The sequence below is a fragment of the Hymenobacter properus genome, assembly GCF_015694735.1.
GTDB lineage: Bacteria > Bacteroidota > Bacteroidia > Cytophagales > Hymenobacteraceae > Hymenobacter > Hymenobacter properus.
The window spans coordinates 640,562-657,792 of sequence record NZ_JADQDP010000002.1; the positions used below are offsets into that span (position 1 = coordinate 640,562).

Sequence of the window (17,231 nt, forward strand, 5' to 3'; positions counted from 1 at the left end):
CCCTGAAACCTGGAAGAACCGTGCGTCTGTAACCCATTCATGAACACGAATAAGCCGAATTCTTTAGAAAACTTCGTCGAGCGGCACCGCGCCGATTTCGACACGCACGAGCCGCGCCCCGACCTGTGGGCTGCGCTCGAGCAGCAGCTCAACGAGCCCGTGGCCGCGCCCATCCTGCGCCTGGCCCCCGAGCCCGTGGCGGCCCCGGTAGAGGCCCCTCGCGCTAGCTGGCTGCAGCGCTACGGCGTGGCCGCGTCGCTGGCCCTGTTAGTATTTGCCGCCGGCGCCAGCGAAGCTTGGAAATCGAAACACGCTACCGCTGAGGTAGCCGCTGCTGCGGCTCCGGAAAGCACCAGCCGCCCGGCCACCGAGGCCGACGCCGCGCTCTACCAGGGCGGCAACCCGATGGCCATGTCGGCCGCCGAGCGCACCACCGGCGCCGACAGCCAGCTTGTGCGGGCCGTGCGGGGCATGGAGGCCTACTACACCAACCAGCTGGCCCGCCGCCAGCACGAGCTGAGCGAACTGCAAGGCCCCGGCATGGCCCGCGTGACGGCCGACTGGCAACTGGAGTTGGTATCGCTCGATTCGAGCTACCGCCAGCTCAAGGCCGAGCTGCTGAACCACCCGCAGCCCGATGCCGTGCTCACGGCCATGAACCGCAACCTGCAAGTACGCCTCGACATCCTCGACCAGCAGTTGCACTTGGGCGCGGCCTCGGCCCCGGAGGAACGCAACAACACAAGCTCTTTCGTGCTGGCCGATAGCCGGCGCCAGGCCGAATGAGCAAGTCGATTCACGCCGTGTCGGGCTGGGCGCTGGGCTTGTTGGTACTGCTGATGGGAATGGGATGCCCAACAACTGCGCGGGCGCAAGCCGTGCAATGGGTAGTGGGGCCGCTCACCTTCACCCGCATGCAGACTTACGTGGCCGTGGTAGCCGACGAGTATAGCCCAAGCGGCCAGCAAAACCCCGTGCCCGACCAGCCCAGCGACCAAGCCAGCATCTTGCAGGCCGAACAGCGGCGGCGCCTGAGCCGCAGCTACGCCGTGCCCAAAAGCGGCCGGTCGTTCTCGCTGGAAACGCGCTACGGCCGCGTGCAGGTGAATACCTGGAACAAGCGCGAAATCAAGGTTGACGCCGAGCTGGTGGCCCGCTCCGAAACCGAGGCCGGCGCCCGCCAGGTGCTGGATGCACTGGGCGTGCAGTGGCTGGACTACGACTGCCGCACCGGCGGCGTGGCCGTGAGCACGCAGTTTGGCCCGGCCCTGCGCGGACGGCCGGGCGGCTGCCGCTACGAGGTGAACTACACCGTGTGGCTGCCCCGCACCACGGCCCTGCGTGTGCACAACAACTTCGGCGAAGTGGCCATCAATGGCGACCTGACCGGCCCCACCGAGCTGGCCGTTGACTACGGCACCCTGCGCGCCGGCCGCCTCGACGGGCCGCGCAACCTGCTGCGCATCGGCAACGGCGACTGCTCCGTGGCCTTCGCCGGCCGCGCCAGCATCGACGCCAGCTACGCCCGCCTGCGCCTCGACGAAGGCACCACGGTGGACCTGCGCAATAATTTTTCCGACATCGACATCGGCACCGTGCAGGACCTGACGGTGCACAGCAAGTATGGCGACGTGGCTCTGGGCACGGTGCGCAACCTGCGTGGCTCGTCGGGCTACTCGCGCTTCACGGTGGACCGGCTAAGTGAAGGTCTGGACATGGCCGTGCGCTACAGCCCCGATTTTGTGGTGCGCGACATGGGCGCCAATTTCCGTCAGGTGAACCTCGACGGCGGTTTCAGCACCATTCGGTTGGGTTTTGCCGAGGCTCCCGGCTTCCGCTTCGACGTGAGCACCGAGCAAGGGCAGCTACTAGTAGATAAGAACTTCGTGCGGGTGCTCTCGCAGGAAAACGGACCCCAAACCAGCGACGTGCTGGGCGTATTTGGCGGCGCCGTGCCGGCCCATAATGCCGGGAATGTGAATATCAAGGTGCGCTACGGCACCGTGCGGTTTATTAAGTAGGGAAGAAGAGAAACAGGGAGAAGGGAAGAGGGCAGAATGCCGCTAAGGCATCACACTCGCGGCGCCTGTCATCCTGAGCAGAACGAAGGACCTTCTCACATTTGAACGCCAATTGTTCTGACGTGAGAAGGTCCTTCGCTTTGCTCAGGATGACAGGCGTTTTCTGTTCACGCCCTACCTTGCTCCGTGTTTCGCTTGCTTCTTCTTTGCCTGCTGGCCGGCCCCGCGCTGGCCCAAACCGCGCCTGCTGTGTCTGCCGCCTCCACCTCCACGCTGAAAACGCACGCCCTGCGCCTGCGACCCGGCGACGACCTGCGCCAAAGCATTACCGCCTTTGCCAAAACTCACAACATCCGGGCGGGCGCCATGGTGACGTGCGTGGGCAGCCTCACGGTGGCCACGCTGCGGCTGGCCAACCAGGAAGGGCCCAGCGTGTACCGCGGCCGCTTCGAGATAGTGTCGCTGGTGAGCACGCTGTCCGTCAATGGCTCGCACCTGCACCTGGCCATGAGCGACAGCACAGGTCGCACCATCGGTGGGCACCTGCTGGACGGCTGCCGGGTGTACACCACGGCTGAAATCGTGCTCAGCGAGCTGACGGAACTGGAATTTCGGCGCGAGCCCGACCCCACCTTTGGCTACCAGGAACTGGCGGTTTACCCGGCCGCGCCAGCCTTGCCGGAGCCCGCTTTGCCGCCCGCGAAAAAAACCAAGACCAAGGCTAAAAAATAGATGAGCTGAACATGAAGGGATAGCCGCAAATGATTATCATTGTGGCACTGTAGGCACCGCTGCTACGGCCGGCGGCCGGGAAGTTGCCTTCTTTGTCTCCTTCCCTTTTCTGTTATGTCTGCTGTTATCCGCAGAGCCTCGATGGCGCTGTTCGTGGCCGCTCCGCTGCTGAGCGTTGCCCAACAAACTCCGAATACCTGGCCCAAGCCCGGCCAACTGGTGAAAGAAGGCGTGGCCCTGCACGACAAGCAGGACTACACCGGAGCTGTTGCCAAGTACCAGGCCGTGACGCCCGGCGACTCGTCCTACGCCACCGCCCAAAGTGAGCTGGCCCTGAGCTTGAACGCGGCCGGCAAGCACGAAGAAGCTGTGGCCGCCGCCAAGCGCGCCATCGCCCTGCAGCCCTTCGAGCCCCAGACCTACAACACGCTGGCCAGCGCGCAGGAAGAGCTAAAGCAGCTGGACGCCGCCCGCGCCACCTACCAGCAGGGCCTGCACCTTTTTCCCTACAGCCAGAGCCTGTACTACAACCTGGGCGTGCTGGAATTTGCCCAGCACAACCGCGTAGCCCCGGCACTGGCCAACCTGCAGCACAGCGTGGAGCTGCACCCCTTGCACCCCAACTCGCACCGGCTGCTGGGTACGCTGGCCGCCGAGCAGGGCCAAACCGCCCACGCCCTGATGAGCTGGATTACTTGCCTGTTTCTGGCCGACGATGGCACCACCAGCCACAACGTGCTGGTGAGCGCCGAGCGCCTGTCGCAGGGCGAGCCCGTGGTGAAAGATGAGGACAAGGAAAAGCCGCTGGCGCCCAACGACGCCTTTGCCGAGCTCGACCAGCTGCTGGAAAGCAAAGTAGCCCTGCAAAAGAGCTACGAAAGCAAGGTGAAATTTCAGGCCGCGGTGGTGAAGCAGACACAACTGCTGGTGGAGAAATTTCCGGCAGATGGGCCCGCCACTGACTTCTGGATTCGCACCTACGGGCCCATGGTGAAGGCCCTGCGCCAGGGCGACAACCTGACCACGTTCACCTACCTCATCCTGCAATCGGCCGATGATAAGAAGGCCATGCAATGGGTGAAGTCGAACAAAGGCAAGGTGGAAGCCATGCTGAAAGAGGTAGTGCCGCCGCTGCTGGACATCCGCGCCCAGCAGCAGGTGGCGGGCGGCGCGCCGGACCAGCGCCTCACCGGCTGGTTTAGCGATGGCAAGCCCGAGGGCCTCGGCCCGGGCCACAACGACAAAGACAAATTCGTGCATGAGGCCGGCGAGTGGATTTCGCTGAGCAACCAAGGGGCCATCGATGCGGTGGGGCGCTACAACGCGGCCGGCGAGCGCACCGGCCCGTGGAAAGTGCTGCGGCCCGACGGCACCGTGGAGAAGACGTTCGTCTACAACGATAAGGGCGAGCGCGAGGGCCTGGCCCGCGAGTTTCATGCCAACGGCCAGCCCTCGTTCGACATTCCCTATAAGGCCGACAAGATTGAAGGGACGTTGGTGGCCTACAACGAATGCGGGGCCCGCATCGGCAGCCGCAGCTTCAAGGCCGGCAACCTGGAGGGACCCTACGCCAGCTACTACGACAATGGCCAGCTGCGCATGCGCGCCACCGTGCACAACGACAAGGTGGACGGCCTGGAAGAAGGCTTCTACCAGGACGGCACGCCCGAGTACACCACCATGATGGCCAACGGCGTGAAGCAGGGCCCATTCTTCTCTTATTACGCCGACAAAACCCCCGAGAACAAAGGCACCAACGACAAGGGCGAGCACGACGGCGCCTACACCGAATACCATCCCAACGGCACCGTGAGCGAAGAGGGCCGCTACGCCCACGGCAAGCGTGTGGGCACCTGGCGCACCTACTACACCAACGGCAAGCCTAACGTGGAGGAAACCTACGACGACAGCGGCGAGCGCCAGGGGCCGTACCGCGACTACGACGAAACCGGCCACCTCTACGCCGAAACCGAATACGCCCACGGCCGCATCACCCGCCTGCGCCACTTCGACCAAAACAACAAGCTGGTGCTCGACCAGCCCGTGAAAAAAGGCCGCGTGGCCGTGCACGCCCTCGACGCCAAAGGCAACAAGACCGCCACGGGCACCCTCGTGGACGGGCAGCTGGCCGGCGAGTGGAAGTGGTACTACGCCGACGGCGGCGTGCGCGAAATGGCGCACTACGACGACAAAGGCACCAAGAGCGGCGTTTCCGAATTTTACTACCACGGCGGGCAGGTGCGCCGCCGCCTGCAGTTTGGGCCCGATGGCGAGCAGAACGGCTACTACGAGCAGTTTTATGAGGACGGGCAGCCCTCGTCCACCGGCTATTACCTGGACGGCCAGCGCCACGGCGCTTGGAAGGACTACTACGCCGACGGCCGCGTGAGCGAAGAGTACGAGTATTTCAAAGGGGAAGTAAATGGCCCTTCGCGCAGCTACGAGCCCGGTGGCAAACTCACTCAGGAGCGCCTGAGCGAGTTTGGCACGCTGCGCCGCATCATCACCTACGATTCGCTGGGCAAAGAAATGAGCCGCGTGGAGCTGAAGCCCGACAGCAAAGGCCTGGACCTGAGCTACCCCAACGGCAAAAAGTTCTACCACGCCACCATGCTGTGCTACAACGGCAACGGCGCCGCCGCGACGTACCGGCCCGATGGCAGCCCCGAAACCACGTTCACCCAAATGGACGGCCGCCGCCACGGCCCCTTCAAAACCACCTACGCCAACGGCAAGCCCGAGCGCGCGGGCGATTACCGCGGCGGCCAGCAGCAGGGAGAGTGGCTGAGCTACTACGAGAACGGCCAGCTGCAGCGCAAGGGCAGCTACCGCGCCGGCAACGAAGAAGGCGAGTGGACCTACTACTTCCCCAACGGTCAGGTAGCCTTTGTGGAGCACTATGACGGCGGCGAGCTGCACGGCTCCAGCCGCCGCTTCAACCCCGCGGGCGAGCTGGTGGTGGAAAAAATGTATGAGCACGGCACGCTGGTAAGCTTCCGCGGGCCGGGCGAGGGCGCAGCCTTCCAGCCGCTGGCCAACCAGACCGGCCCGGTGGCCGTGGCTTTTGCCAATGGCAAGCCCGCCGCCGCCGAAACCTTCGACCACAACCAGGCCACCGGCACGGCCACGTTCTACTATGCCTCGGGCGAGGTGTTCCGGCGTTCATCCCACGTGAAAGGCCTGCGCTCGGGGCTGCTGGAAACTTTCTACCCCGGCGGCAAGCGCATGGAGGAAGAACAGTACCTGCACGGCCAGCTGCACGGCCGCAGCCGCTACTATCGCCCCGACGGTACCCTGGAGCGCGAGGAAACCTACCGCAGCGGCGAGCGCCGCGGCCCCACCACTTACTACGACGCCAACGGCAAGCCCTTACGCACCGAGGTGTACTGGAACCAGATGGTGTACGCTACCAAGTAGGACGTCTCTACCACGTGGTGCCAGCTGCCGGGGGCTGCTGCAAAATCCTGTGCAACGCGCTATTGAAAGCTGCTACAACTCATTAACTTTAATGCGACTATTCGTCAATTAGTCTTCTATTCCCTTTCCCTATCCGATGTCCAGATTCTCTCTACTGTTGCCTGCACTGTTGGTGCTGGCCGCCGCGGCCCGCGCCCAAGCGCCCAGCCAGGCTGTGGCGGAAATGAAAAAGCAGTACCCCGGCGAAAAAGCCGTGTACCTGGAAATGCGGCAGGACCTGACTGTGGAAATCCGCAACGACTCGGTGCAGGTGCTGGCCCGCCACCACGCCGATATGCTGCACCTGGATGAGCAGTCGGGCATGTACGCCGACGACCGGGTGTTCAGCTCGCACTTCAACCGCCTGCAGAAGCTGGAAGCCCGCACCATGGTGCCCAACGGCGAGAAATTCAAGACGGTGAAGGTGACGGATTTTAAAGACAAGTTCGAGATTCAGTCGGGCGTGTTTTTCGACGATACCCGCTCCACCTCGTTCTCGTTTCCGAACGTGACGCCCGGCGCCCGCACCATCACCGACTACACCGTGCGCCATGTGGACGCGCGCTTCGTGATGCCGTTTTTCGTGGGTTCCTACGTGCCCGTGAAGCACGCGGAGCTGACCATTACGGCCCCCAAGGGCGTGGTGATTGGCTACAAGACCTTCCACGCCGAAAACACGCCCATCAAATACACCAAAGAGGAAAAAGGCAGCACCGTGGTGTACCGCTGGACGGCCGACAACCTGCCCAGCCCTCCCCGCGAAGACGACGGCCCCGAGGCCAGCTACTACCTGCCGCACCTCGTGTTTTTCGTGCAGGAAGCCAACGTAAACGGCCAGACGCGCAAGCTGCTGGCTGGCGTGCCCGAGCTTTATACCATGTACGCCGACTTCGTGCGCCGCATCGACCGGCAGCCCAGCCCGGCCCTGCAGCACCGCGTCGATTCGCTGGTGGCAGGTGCCACTTCGGAGGAAGAAAAAGTGCGTCGCATCTACTACTGGGTGCAGGACAACGTGAAGTACATCGCCTTCGAGCAGGGCCTGCGCGGCTTCATTCCGCACGATGCCGGCTTGGTGTACGCCCGCCGCTACGGCGACTGCAAGGACATGGCCAACCTCACCAACGAAATGCTGCACCTGGCCGGCGTGAAAAACGCCTACCTGACCTGGGTGGGCACCCGCGACTTGCCCTACAAGTATGCTGAACTGGCCACGCCGGGCGTGGATAACCACATGATTGCCACCTACGAGCCCAAGCCGGGCCAGTACGTTTTCCTGGATGCTACCAGCAAGCACACGCCCTACGGCATGCCCTCGGCTATGATTCAGGGCAAGGAAGGCCTGCTCGGCATCGACCCCAAAAACAGCCTCGTGGTGCCCATCCCGACCATGGACAAGGCCCGCAGCGGCTTTGACGATGCTTCGGTGCTGACACTGGACGGCACCACCCTGCGCGGCACCGGCAAGCTCAGCCTGGCCGGCTACAGCAAAGTCAACCACAGCTACGGCCTCGACGGGCTGGACCGCACTGCTGAGCCCAAGTACATCAAGGCCCTGCTGGAGCGCGGCAACAACAAGTTCTTCGTCGACAAATACAGCATTGCCAACCTCGACGCCCGCGACCAGCCGCTGAGCATCAGCTACGACTACCGCCTGCAGGACTACGTGCAGCAGGTAGACGACGAGGTGTACGTGAACCTGAGCCTGGAGCGCCCCTTCGCCACCGACCGCATCGACTCGACCACCCGCAAGCTGCCGCGCTACAACGAATTCGCCCACACCGACCACACTCGCACCGAGTTGGTGGTGCCCGCCGGCTACGAGGTGAGCTACCTGCCGCCCACGGTGCAGGCCCAGGGCGACGCCCTCGGCTTCAAGGTGAGCTACGAGCGCAAGGGCGACAAAATCATCCAGGACCGCGAGGTGTACGTGAACTACCTGCTGCTTCAGCCCAAGCAGTTCGGCAGTTGGAACGCGGTAGTGAACAAGCTCGGCACGGCTTATCGCGAAGTGGTGATTCTGAAAAAGAAAAAGACCTAGCGGCACCGTTTGTCATCCTGAGCGCAGCGAAGGCCCTTCTCACGTTGGTAGCGGTAATGACTGCAAACTGTTCAAGCGTGAGAAGGTCCTTCGCTGCGCTCAGGATGACAGCCGATTATTGATTTAGAAAACAGATTGTAACCACTCTATGCGTCCTCTCTTCCTCTTCCTTCTTCTGCTAACTGCCGCCGTCGCCCCGGCCCAAACCCTGCCGCCCGACCTCGTGCACGCCGGCTACAACTGGGACGTAGCCCGCAAGCAGCGCCTGCCTATCTCGACCGCCGAGGCCGAACTGCCGGCCATCATTCTGCGCGATTTTACGAGCATAGAGTACTACTACGACAAGACGCGCAAGGACATGCGCCTGTTTGCAACCGAGCACCGCATTGTGCGCGTGAACTCGTCGGATGGCATCGAGCGCTTCAACAAGATTGTGGTGCCGGTGCTGGAAACGGGCGCGCCGGTGGACATCAAGGCTCGCACCATCAGTCCGCGCGGCGAGGTGCACGAGGTGAAAGCCGCCGACATGAAGGAGCTGAAGGACCAGGAAGGCGGCCGTGGCTTCCGCGTGTTTGCCGTAGACGGGGTGGAGAAGGGCAGCGAGGTAGAATACTTCTACACCCGTGAGCGGCGCTTCAACCACTTCGGCAGCGAGGTACTGCAAACTGATATTGCGGCCCGCGACGTGGTGTTTGAACTGATTTCGCCCGAAGCCCTGACCTTTGAAGCCCACGTGTACAACGGCCCGGCCGTGACCGTGGACACCACCATCGCCGGCCACAAGGCCCTGCGTCTCGCGCTGAAATCGGTGCCAGCCGTGCGCGAAGAGGCCTTTGCCAACGTGGCCGCCCAGCGCATGCGCGCCGAGTACAAGCTGGCCTACATTGCCAGCAAGGGCCAGGTGCGCCAGTTTACCTGGGCCGATGCCAGCCAGTACCTCTACCGCAGCATGACCGAGCTGAGCAAGGACGACGTGAAGGCTGTGGCCAAGGTGCTGGCCGCCGCTAAGCTGCCCACCAGCGGCGCACTGCCCGAGCGCATCATGGCCGCCGAAAACTACGTCAAGCTCAACTTCAACCTCGAAGAAGGCGCCAGTCCGGCCCTGAGCCAGGTGGTGGCCACCCACAACGCCCCCGAGGGCGGTTTCACGCACCTGCTGGCGGCCATCTACCGCACGCTGGGCATCGATTTTGAAGTGGTGGTGACGAGTGGCCGCGATGCTGCGCCCTTCGACGGCAGCTTCGATACCTGGAACTACCTCGACCATTTTGCGCTGTACTTCCCCGCTACTGGGCAGTACCTGGCCCCTGGCCGCCCCGAGTACCGCTACGGCATGCTGCCCGCCGATTGGACGGCTGGCTCCGGCTTGTTCATTAAGGGCGTGAAGCTGGGCAACATCGAGTCGGCCGTGGGCAAGGTAAAGGAAATTCCGGCCCTCAGCGCCGAGCAAAGCCCGCAGAACATCGACGCCACGGTGGTTTTTTCGCCCGATTTGAGCAGCAGCACCGTGAAGCTGCGCCAAACGCTGGGCGGCTACCCGGCCCTGCAAATCCAGCCCTTCTGGGCCCTGATTCCAGAGGCCAAACGCACGGAACTTATGCAGCAGCTGCAGAAGGGCGTGGTGGCCGATGCGACCAACTTCCAGAAAATGACCGTGCAAAACGTGGAGCGCGGCGTGAACCCGCTCGACAAGCCGTTCATCATTGAAGGCCAGCTCGACTCGCCCTCGCTGCTCGACAAGGCCGGCCCGCGCTACCTCTTCAAAATCGGTACGCTGCTGGGCCCCCAAACCGAGCTTTACCAGAAAGAGGAGCGGCAGTTCGACGTAGAAAACGACAACAACCGCCGCTACCTGCGCACCATCCGCTTCGACGTGCCGGCCGGCTACACCGTGCGCAACCTCAACGACCTAAACGTGGACGTTAAAGCCGGCCCCGACGCCGCCAAGCCCGACTACGACTTTAAATCTTCCTACGTGCAGCAGGGCCAGACCGTAATCGTGACAGTGGACGAAAACTACCGCCAAATCCGCTGGCCCAAAGCTGATTTCGAAGCCTTCCGCGCCGTAGTTAATGCCTCAGCTAACTGGAACAAGGTGGTGCTAGTGCTCGACAAGAAAAGCTAGCAACTGCCCGTCCTGTCATTGCGAGCGGAACGTAGCGGAGCGCGGCAATCCGTCCTCTCATCGCGACCAGCCTTGAGAAGTGATAAAGCCAATTAAAAAGCCCCGGCACTGCGTAGTGTCGGGGCTTTCTGGCAAAAGAACGTGTCTGGTGTTGACAGGACGGATTGCTTCGCTGCGCTCGCAATGACAAAACCGTAACTTCGCTCCATGCCGATTCCCGCCGATACCCCGCAAGCCGCCGCCTTCCGCCGCCAGGTGCTCAACCCCATGAAGCTGCGGCTATTCCTGCTGCGAAAGCTGCCTATGGCCTGGCTGGCGGGCCTGCGTCTCACGTCACTCACACCAGAGGCGGCCACTGTCACCATTCGCTACAAGTACCTCACACAAAACCCATTTCGCAGCATCTATTTCGCCTGCCTGGCGATGGCGGCGGAGCTGGCCAGCGGCATTCAAGCCATGATGCATGTACAGGCCGGCAGCCCGGTTTCGATGCTGGTGGTGGGGCTGCAGGGCGATTTCAAGAAGAAAGCGGTGGGCCTGATTTCCTTCACTTGCCCCGACGGCCCGCGCATTGCGCAAGCTGTGGCCGAGAGCCGTGCTACTGGCGAAGGCCGCACTGTAGAATGCACCAGCACTGGCACCGATGAAGCCGGCGACGTAGTGGCCGTGTTCCGGCTCACCTGGTCGTTTCGGGCAAAGCGGTAAGGTGCCGGGACTGTCATTGCGAGGCGCAGCCGAAGCAATCCGTCCTGTCAAAATCAGACCCTTAATAATGTGAAAAGCCCCGGTACCGCAGTGGTACCGGGGCTTTTCTAATTTAGGCTTTGTCACATTACTAAGCTGGTCGCGGCTAAGAGGACGGATTGCCACGGCCTGCGGCCTCGCAATGACAGGCGGGGTTGCCTGTCTTACTCCTTCTCCGACGTAATCACGTCCACCAGCCCATCCTCACTCACCACGATGGCGATGCACGGGTGCTCCGAGCTTTCCACGTAGCGCAGGGCCGAGTTGTAGCGGGCGCCGCGGGTGCCGTCGCCCCGGCCGGAGGCGCGCCCGTCGAGGATGACGCCAATGGAGTAGCAGTAGCCCTCGGGGTCGAGCAGCACAGCGCCGTCGATGCTGGTGACGAGGCGGGTGATAAGCGGCGTGAGCGGCACGGGTTCGATGAGCGTGCACTGCAGCTTGAGGCGGTCGGCTTCGGCCAGGGCCTCGGTGGTGATGACGAGCAGTGTGCCGTGGGGCTGGCGGCTGGCTTCGAGCACCACGTCCCAGAGGCGTTCCACCTTGACGTGGTCGGTGAGGGCGAAAGTGCGCTTGAGGGCCTTGCGGAAGCCCGTGCGATTGAGGCGGGTGTGGGGCAGGCCGGGCAGGCCGTAGTGCGAGCGCAGCAGCACGTGGCCGGCGTGCTGCAATTCCCAGGCGTAGTGCGTCACGAAGCTGATGACGAACAGGTCTTCGCGCTCGGCGTCGTAGTGACCCACTTGGCGGCCCAGGGCGTACACGCTGTTTCCATCGGCCAGCAGGTGCACATCAGGCGTTGTCATCTCCAGCAGCTTGCGTACGGCGCGGAAGTCGGTGAGGTCGGTGGGGCAGGTGAGGGCGAAAATTTCCTGCAGGTTGGGGTGGCCGCGGCGGGCCAGCAGCAACTTGCCCACACCCTCGGCGCCTTCGTAGCGCAGGCTGCTGATGGTGTTGCAGGTGCTGAACAGCTGCGTCACGGCCGGGTCGAGGCCCAGGGCCTGGGCGGGCGTGTCCATCAGGGCCCGGCCGGCGCTGCGCAGCAGTTCCTCGCTCTCGCGGGGCCGCACGAAGAAGCCCATGCCGGCGGCCGCTTCTTTCAGCGCCTTCACGGTTTCGTCGTTGAAGCGGTGCATGGCGGCCACCAGCAGCGAGGGCGCCAGTGGCCGGCCGCTGGTGTAGTAGCGGTGCGGGCGCAGCGACGGGTAGGCTCGCAGCGGCTTGCGCTGCATGCGCAGCACCGTCACCACAAAGTGGCCGTGCATCTCCACGGGCCAGCCGGCGAAGTGCTGGTGCGGCGCATTCTCGTCCAACTGGTCCAGCGTTTCCTGCACGGCCTCGCGGATGCCAATTACCTCGTGCTTGCGGCGTACCATGTCGGCCGTTACGTCGTTGTTTTCGACGTAGGGCGGGGGCGTGGTAAGCTGAATGACTTTGCCCCGCGCCACGGCCCCGTCGAAGGGCTCGCTGGGCAGGCCGCAGTCCTCGGGCTCCAGGCAGCGGGCGCACTGCGTGGGGTCGGCGGGCAGGGCCAGCAGCAGCACATACGGCTTCAGGTCGTCGTCGAGAAAATCGAACAGGTCATTCGCCAGGCTTTGGGCGGCTTCACGGTAGCGGGTTTGGTGGGCCCAGAGCAGGGTGGGAGAGGTGGCGAGAATGAGGGAGGGAATCATGAGAACAGCGTAAAAAGATGGCGCAATATCCCTCCCCAAGACCCCACCAGTCGGGGGCTGCTCAGGAAGAACTTATCAAACCACCAGCTTATAACTGGAATAAAACAGGCAAAAGCATCTTTTGCTTTATCGGCTTGCCCTGAAAAATGGCGGGCTCCCATTTAGGTGCGGCTTTGATAAGGCGCAGGGCTTCCTCGTCGAGGCCGGAGCCCAGGCGCCGGGCCACGCGCACGTCGGTAAGGCTGCCGTCGGGCTGCACCATGAATTCCACCATCACCTTGCCCTGAATCTTGCGCTGCTTGGCCAGCAGGGGGTATTTCTGGTTTTTCTCAATCCAGTCGAAGAAGGCCTGGGTGCCGCCCACGGGTTGGGTGGGGCGGTCGGGGGCCACCACGGGCCGCACATTGGGATTGGCCGAAGCCGCAATGTCGGCCGCGGGCGTGAGGATGGGCCGCTCCTTGCCCGGCGTGCCCACCGTGACGGTGCTGCCCGGCGACATCACGAACGACACGGGCACCACCACGCGCTGGCGCACCACTTCGTTGCGGTGGTGGCGGGCCGGCGTCCACTTCGGGGCGCTCTTGATGAGGCGGATGGCCTCGGCATCAAGCTCCGGCGACAGCGGGTTTTCCACTTTCACCTCGTTCACGGTGCCGGTTTTCTCCACGATAAAACTCACCTTCACCGTGCCCTGAATGCCCTTTTGCATGGCACTGGCGGGGTATTTCTGGTGGTCGGCCAGAAACTGGGCGTAGCGCTCGGTGCCGCCGATGGGCACGGCCGGCTGGGCCACCGAGTCGTACACGGTGCCGCTGGCGGGCTTGGGCGGCATTTTGAGCTTTTGAGCCTGGGCGCCGAAGCCAAGGGCGCAGGAGAGCAGTAGAGGAAGGAGGATTTTCATGCGGTTAGCTAAATAAATTCGTCGGGGATGTGTGCAAATAACGGTACTTGGAACACAGCCCACTGAAAAAACCTTGCCAGCCGGAGCCGTTAAATGGGCTGACGTGCGGCCCGGCGTTTTACTTTCGCCCTGTCGCACCAAATTTTACTTTTCGCATGGCCGAGTCCGCCGCCACCTCCCGCGCCCCCGAGCCCGTGGGCGCCTACCCCTACACCCGCCGCGTGGGCAACCTGCTGTTTCTCTCGGGCGTGGGCCCGCGCCAGCGCGGCCAGAAGGCCATCCCCGGCGTCGAGGTCGACGAAGACGGCAACATCCTGCAATACGATTTCGAAAGCCAGTGCCACGCCGTGTTCCAGAACGTGCGCTACATTCTGGAAGAAGCCGGCGCCAAGTGGGACGACCTCGTAGACGTGACCGTGTTTCTGACCAATATGAAGGACGACTTTCCGGTGTACAACCGCCTCTACGCCGAGTACTTCGCCACGGCCCAGCCCTGCCGCACCACCCTCGAAATCAATTGCCTGCCTACGCCCATTGCCATCGAGCTGAAGTGTATCGCGGCCTTGTCGAACTAGCGGGTATCGAACAGGGGAAGCACAACCACGAGCGTCCTTTTTAGGTTAAAGCCGGTCATATGTATGTACGCAGCAACCTCCGGTGGGGCATCGTTTGGCGGCTCACCTGGCGCAGCCTGGTGATATTCACCATTTATAACACGCTAGTTTGCTTTCTCTACGGGCCGCTCGACATTCACGTGCTCGATATTCCGTGGCAGCCGGTGGCGCTGCTGGGCACGGCGGTGGCCTTCTACATTGGCTTCAAGAGCAATGGCTCCTACAACCGGTTTTGGGAGGGCCGACAGCTGTGGGGCAGCATCGTGAACGTGAGCCGCGTGTGGGCCATTCGGGTGTTCGATTTTGTGCAGCCCGAAGGTTCCGTCGACCCCAGCGCCCAGGCCGGAATGGCAGCCCTGCACCGCCGCCTGGCTTACCGCCACGTGGCCTGGTGCAACGCCTTGCGCCTCCACCTGCGCCGCCAAACCGCCGAGCTGTGGGACGCCGAAGTGGCGCCCTTCCTGCCCCCGACCGAAGCGGCCACGGCCAAAAACCTCAGCAACCCGCCCACCCACCTGCTGCGCCGCCAAAGCAGCGAGCTGCGCGAGCTGGTGGAGCAGGGCCTGCTCACCGAGTTTCGCCAGGTGGCCCTGGCGCAGACCATTCAGGACTTGTTCAACGCCCAAGGCGGCTGCGAGCGCATCAAAAACACGCCTTTTCCGCGGCAGTTCGCGTTTTTCAGCTTTGCCTTTGTCTGGATTTTTGCGGCCGTGCTGCCCTTGGGGTTGGTGGAGGAATTCGACCACCGCATTGCCCTGGGTCAGTACCACGTGTGGCTGATGGTGCCGTTTTCGGTGCTGGTGTCGTGGGTGTTCAACGTCATCGAGCTGGTGGGCCACACCAGCGAAAATCCCTTCGAAAACGATGTGCACGACGTGCCGATGACGTCCATCTGCCGGAGCATCGAAATCGACATCCGGGAGCTGCTCCAGGAAACCGAGCTGCCCGCCAAAGTGCTGCCGGTGAACGACGTGCTCTATTAAGCCAGCGAAAAGAGAAAGGCCGTCGTGCCGGGCGATGTTTCGCTCAGCACGACGGCCTTTTGCATGCTCTGGCTGCTCAAAGGCAGCGCAGGCACCCTACTTTATCACTTCAATCCAGGTTTTGCTCTCCTGCCGGCGGCCGGCGCAGTCGGTGTATTCCACCTGGTAATAGTACATGCCGGCGCTGTTGTCTTCGGCTTTCCAGCCCTTGGTGGCGTCGTTGCTTTCGTACACCTTGCGGCCCCAGCGGTTGAACACGCGGAGGCGGTAGCCGGTCACGTCGCTGATTCTGAGCTTCAACTCCTCGTTTTGGTCGTCGCCGTTGGGGGTGATGACGTTGGGGAATTGCGGCACGGCGTCGCTTTTCACGGTGAGCGAAGTGGTGGCCGTGGCCGGGCAGGCGCCGCTGCTGGTGTAGCTCACGGTGTAGGTGCCGGCCGTGGAGTTGCCAATGTCAATAAGGCCCGTGCTGGCGTTGAGGGCCAGCCCGGCCGGCGTGGCCGTAAACGTGCCGCCTGCGGGCTGGAACGTGGGCGCGCCGCTGCTGCCCACCCGGCAATAGGTGCTGGCCGGATACGCCAGCGAAGCCACCGCGCGCACCAGCGTGATGGACGTGCTGGCCACGGCTTGGCAGGAGTTCGGGATAGTGTAGGTCACGGTGTAGGTACCCGGCGTGGAGGCCGTCAGGTTCACGGCGCCGGTGGTGGCGTCGAGCACCAGGCCCGCGCCGCTGGTGAAGGTGCCGCCCGCGGGCGTGAAGCTCGTGGGCACCACCGTTTGGGCGGGGCCGCCGGCGTTGCCCTGGCAATAGGGGCCGGTTGGGTAGACCACCGTGGCCGAGGCGGGCGGCACGGTCACGGTCACGGCCGAGGAGTTGCTCGACTGCAGGCGGCAGGTCACCACGGCGCGGTAGCGCGTCGTCACCGAGGGCGTTACGGTGTAGAAGGTGGAGGTGGCACCGGCGATGTTGTTGTAGGTAGTGCCGCCGTCGGTGGAGGCCTGCCACTGGTAGGTGATGCCGCCCGTGGCCGAAGCGCCCGTGAGGCCCAGCACCACCTGCTGGCCGGGGCACACGCTGGCGGGGTTGGCAATGGCCGTGCCGCCGGTGGGCACGCCCAAGCAGTTGGAGCCCAGGCTGATGGCCATCACGTTGAGCACCGGGTCGACCACCGATTTGATGACCGTGATGCTTTGTACCGACTTGCTGTAATTGGCCACCGATAAATTCAGGCGCACCTCGTACAGACGCGGGTTGTTGGGAGTGATATCAATGGCGTTGGTCACGTAGCTGACCCGGCTGCCCACGTTGATAGCGGGCGTAATGGTGCCGTTAAACCAGTCCGGCACGGTCACGCCGTTAAAGGTCTGGTTGGTGCCGTCGGTGAAGTTGACCCTGAATATCTTATCGGCCGCGGTGGTGCCGTTGCCTTCCGTGGCCAACACCATGACTTCGCTGCACGGCTGGGGGTTGGTGAGCGTGAGGGTAGCGGGGTTGGCGCGGTTGTCGCCGTCAATGCGCAGCGAGTTTGGCCCGGTATAAGACGCCAACTGAAAGGTCAGGCCTGTGGTGCTAATGCTGTTAATCGTGCCGTTAGCCGGCAGCGCATTGCTCGCATTCAAACCTGGAAAAGTGGAGCTGGCAAAACACCAGCGCACTGTCGGAATGCCACGGTCCACCGAATTGGTGGTTGTGGCGGCGACGTTGGAATTGGGCCCCTCGGCGACGACGTCATCTGTGAAGCCCGTGACAGCAGCGGGCACATACACGGTTTGTGCCCGGGCGGTGCGCAGCGCCCCCGGGCCCAGCAGGGCGAACAGAAGGGCCAGATGGGTAATTTTTGTTCTCATTGGGTGATGAGGGGTGAAAGAATGAAGGGGTGGTGAAGAAAACAGCCGAGTATTCAGCTACCTGGGGGCAAATTAGCCACAATAAACGTTTAAGCAACGACA

At 63.1% G+C, this 17,231-nt stretch carries 12 protein-coding genes; 9 read left to right on the forward strand and 3 right to left on the reverse strand.

Annotation, left to right across the window (positions count from 1 at the left end; all coding sequences use genetic code 11):
- Positions 1 to 39 precede the first annotated feature (39 nt).
- The 7 genes from I2I01_RS08915 to I2I01_RS08945 all read left to right on the forward strand — a co-directional run bounded on the left by I2I01_RS08915 (position 40) and on the right by I2I01_RS08945 (position 11,077).
- Entirely contained in the window at positions 40 to 786 is a 747-nt protein-coding gene (locus I2I01_RS08915) for a hypothetical protein (RefSeq protein WP_196286093.1), read from the forward strand.
- Positions 783 to 2,021, forward strand: coding sequence for a hypothetical protein (locus tag I2I01_RS08920; RefSeq protein WP_196286094.1), 1,239 nt, complete (start codon positions 783 to 785; stop codon positions 2,019 to 2,021). The genes I2I01_RS08915 and I2I01_RS08920 overlap by 4 nt, the downstream gene beginning before the upstream one ends.
- 186 nt (positions 2,022 to 2,207) lie before the next feature.
- Positions 2,208 to 2,753: a PPC domain-containing DNA-binding protein gene (locus I2I01_RS08925; RefSeq protein WP_211537884.1), complete on the forward strand. Its 546-nt coding sequence runs from the start codon at positions 2,208 to 2,210 to the stop codon at positions 2,751 to 2,753.
- A 114-nt stretch (positions 2,754 to 2,867) separates the two neighbouring features.
- Positions 2,868 to 6,170: a tetratricopeptide repeat protein gene (locus I2I01_RS08930; RefSeq protein ID WP_196286095.1), complete on the forward strand. Its 3,303-nt coding sequence runs from the start codon at positions 2,868 to 2,870 to the stop codon at positions 6,168 to 6,170.
- Between the two features lie 136 nt (positions 6,171 to 6,306).
- Positions 6,307 to 8,247: a DUF3857 domain-containing protein gene (locus I2I01_RS08935; protein WP_196286096.1), complete on the forward strand. Its 1,941-nt coding sequence runs from the start codon at positions 6,307 to 6,309 to the stop codon at positions 8,245 to 8,247.
- Between the two features lie 148 nt (positions 8,248 to 8,395).
- Positions 8,396 to 10,372, forward strand: a complete 1,977-nt coding sequence (locus I2I01_RS08940; RefSeq protein ID WP_196286097.1) for a DUF3857 domain-containing protein — start codon at positions 8,396 to 8,398, stop codon at positions 10,370 to 10,372.
- Between the two features lie 207 nt (positions 10,373 to 10,579).
- Positions 10,580 to 11,077, forward strand: a complete 498-nt coding sequence (locus I2I01_RS08945; RefSeq protein WP_196286098.1) for a PaaI family thioesterase — start codon at positions 10,580 to 10,582, stop codon at positions 11,075 to 11,077.
- Positions 11,078 to 11,280: 203 nt separating this feature from the next.
- On the opposite strand, the gene I2I01_RS08950 is transcribed toward I2I01_RS08945, so the two are convergent.
- Together I2I01_RS08950 and I2I01_RS08955 are read right to left on the reverse strand one after the other, a co-directional pair.
- Positions 11,281 to 12,783, reverse strand: coding sequence for a DNA integrity scanning protein DisA nucleotide-binding domain protein (locus I2I01_RS08950; protein WP_196286099.1), 1,503 nt, complete (start codon positions 12,781 to 12,783; stop codon positions 11,281 to 11,283).
- Between the two features lie 88 nt (positions 12,784 to 12,871).
- Entirely contained in the window at positions 12,872 to 13,684 is an 813-nt protein-coding gene (locus I2I01_RS08955; protein WP_196286100.1) for an energy transducer TonB, read from the reverse strand.
- A gap of 155 nt (positions 13,685 to 13,839) precedes the next feature.
- Between I2I01_RS08955 and I2I01_RS08960 the strand changes: the two genes are divergently transcribed.
- Both I2I01_RS08960 and I2I01_RS08965 read left to right on the forward strand, forming a co-directional pair.
- Positions 13,840 to 14,259, forward strand: coding sequence for a RidA family protein (locus I2I01_RS08960; RefSeq protein WP_196286101.1), 420 nt, complete (start codon positions 13,840 to 13,842; stop codon positions 14,257 to 14,259).
- A 59-nt stretch (positions 14,260 to 14,318) separates the two neighbouring features.
- Positions 14,319 to 15,281, forward strand: a complete 963-nt coding sequence (locus I2I01_RS08965; protein WP_196286102.1) for a bestrophin family protein — start codon at positions 14,319 to 14,321, stop codon at positions 15,279 to 15,281.
- Positions 15,282 to 15,377: 96 nt separating this feature from the next.
- Here the strand turns inward: I2I01_RS08965 and I2I01_RS08970 are convergent, their stop codons facing one another.
- Positions 15,378 to 17,129 (reverse strand): gliding motility-associated C-terminal domain-containing protein, encoded by a 1,752-nt coding sequence (locus I2I01_RS08970; RefSeq protein ID WP_196286103.1) that lies wholly within the window; start codon positions 17,127 to 17,129, stop codon positions 15,378 to 15,380.
- Between the last annotated feature and the right edge of the window lie 102 nt (positions 17,130 to 17,231).

Coding starts and splice junctions, on each gene's coding strand:
- I2I01_RS08915 (WP_196286093.1), top strand. CDS start 40: ATGAACACGAATAAGCCGAATTCTTTAGAAAACTTCGTCGAGCGGCAC.
- I2I01_RS08920 (WP_196286094.1), top strand. CDS start 783: ATGAGCAAGTCGATTCACGCCGTGTCGGGCTGGGCGCTGGGCTTGTTG.
- I2I01_RS08930 (WP_196286095.1), top strand. CDS start 2,868: ATGTCTGCTGTTATCCGCAGAGCCTCGATGGCGCTGTTCGTGGCCGCT.
- I2I01_RS08935 (WP_196286096.1), top strand. CDS start 6,307: ATGTCCAGATTCTCTCTACTGTTGCCTGCACTGTTGGTGCTGGCCGCC.
- I2I01_RS08940 (WP_196286097.1), top strand. CDS start 8,396: ATGCGTCCTCTCTTCCTCTTCCTTCTTCTGCTAACTGCCGCCGTCGCC.
- I2I01_RS08945 (WP_196286098.1), top strand. CDS start 10,580: ATGCCGATTCCCGCCGATACCCCGCAAGCCGCCGCCTTCCGCCGCCAG.
- I2I01_RS08950 (WP_196286099.1), bottom strand. CDS start 12,783: ATGATTCCCTCCCTCATTCTCGCCACCTCTCCCACCCTGCTCTGGGCC.
- I2I01_RS08955 (WP_196286100.1), bottom strand. CDS start 13,684: ATGAAAATCCTCCTTCCTCTACTGCTCTCCTGCGCCCTTGGCTTCGGC.
- I2I01_RS08960 (WP_196286101.1), top strand. CDS start 13,840: ATGGCCGAGTCCGCCGCCACCTCCCGCGCCCCCGAGCCCGTGGGCGCC.
- I2I01_RS08965 (WP_196286102.1), top strand. CDS start 14,319: ATGTATGTACGCAGCAACCTCCGGTGGGGCATCGTTTGGCGGCTCACC.
- I2I01_RS08970 (WP_196286103.1), bottom strand. CDS start 17,129: ATGAGAACAAAAATTACCCATCTGGCCCTTCTGTTCGCCCTGCTGGGC.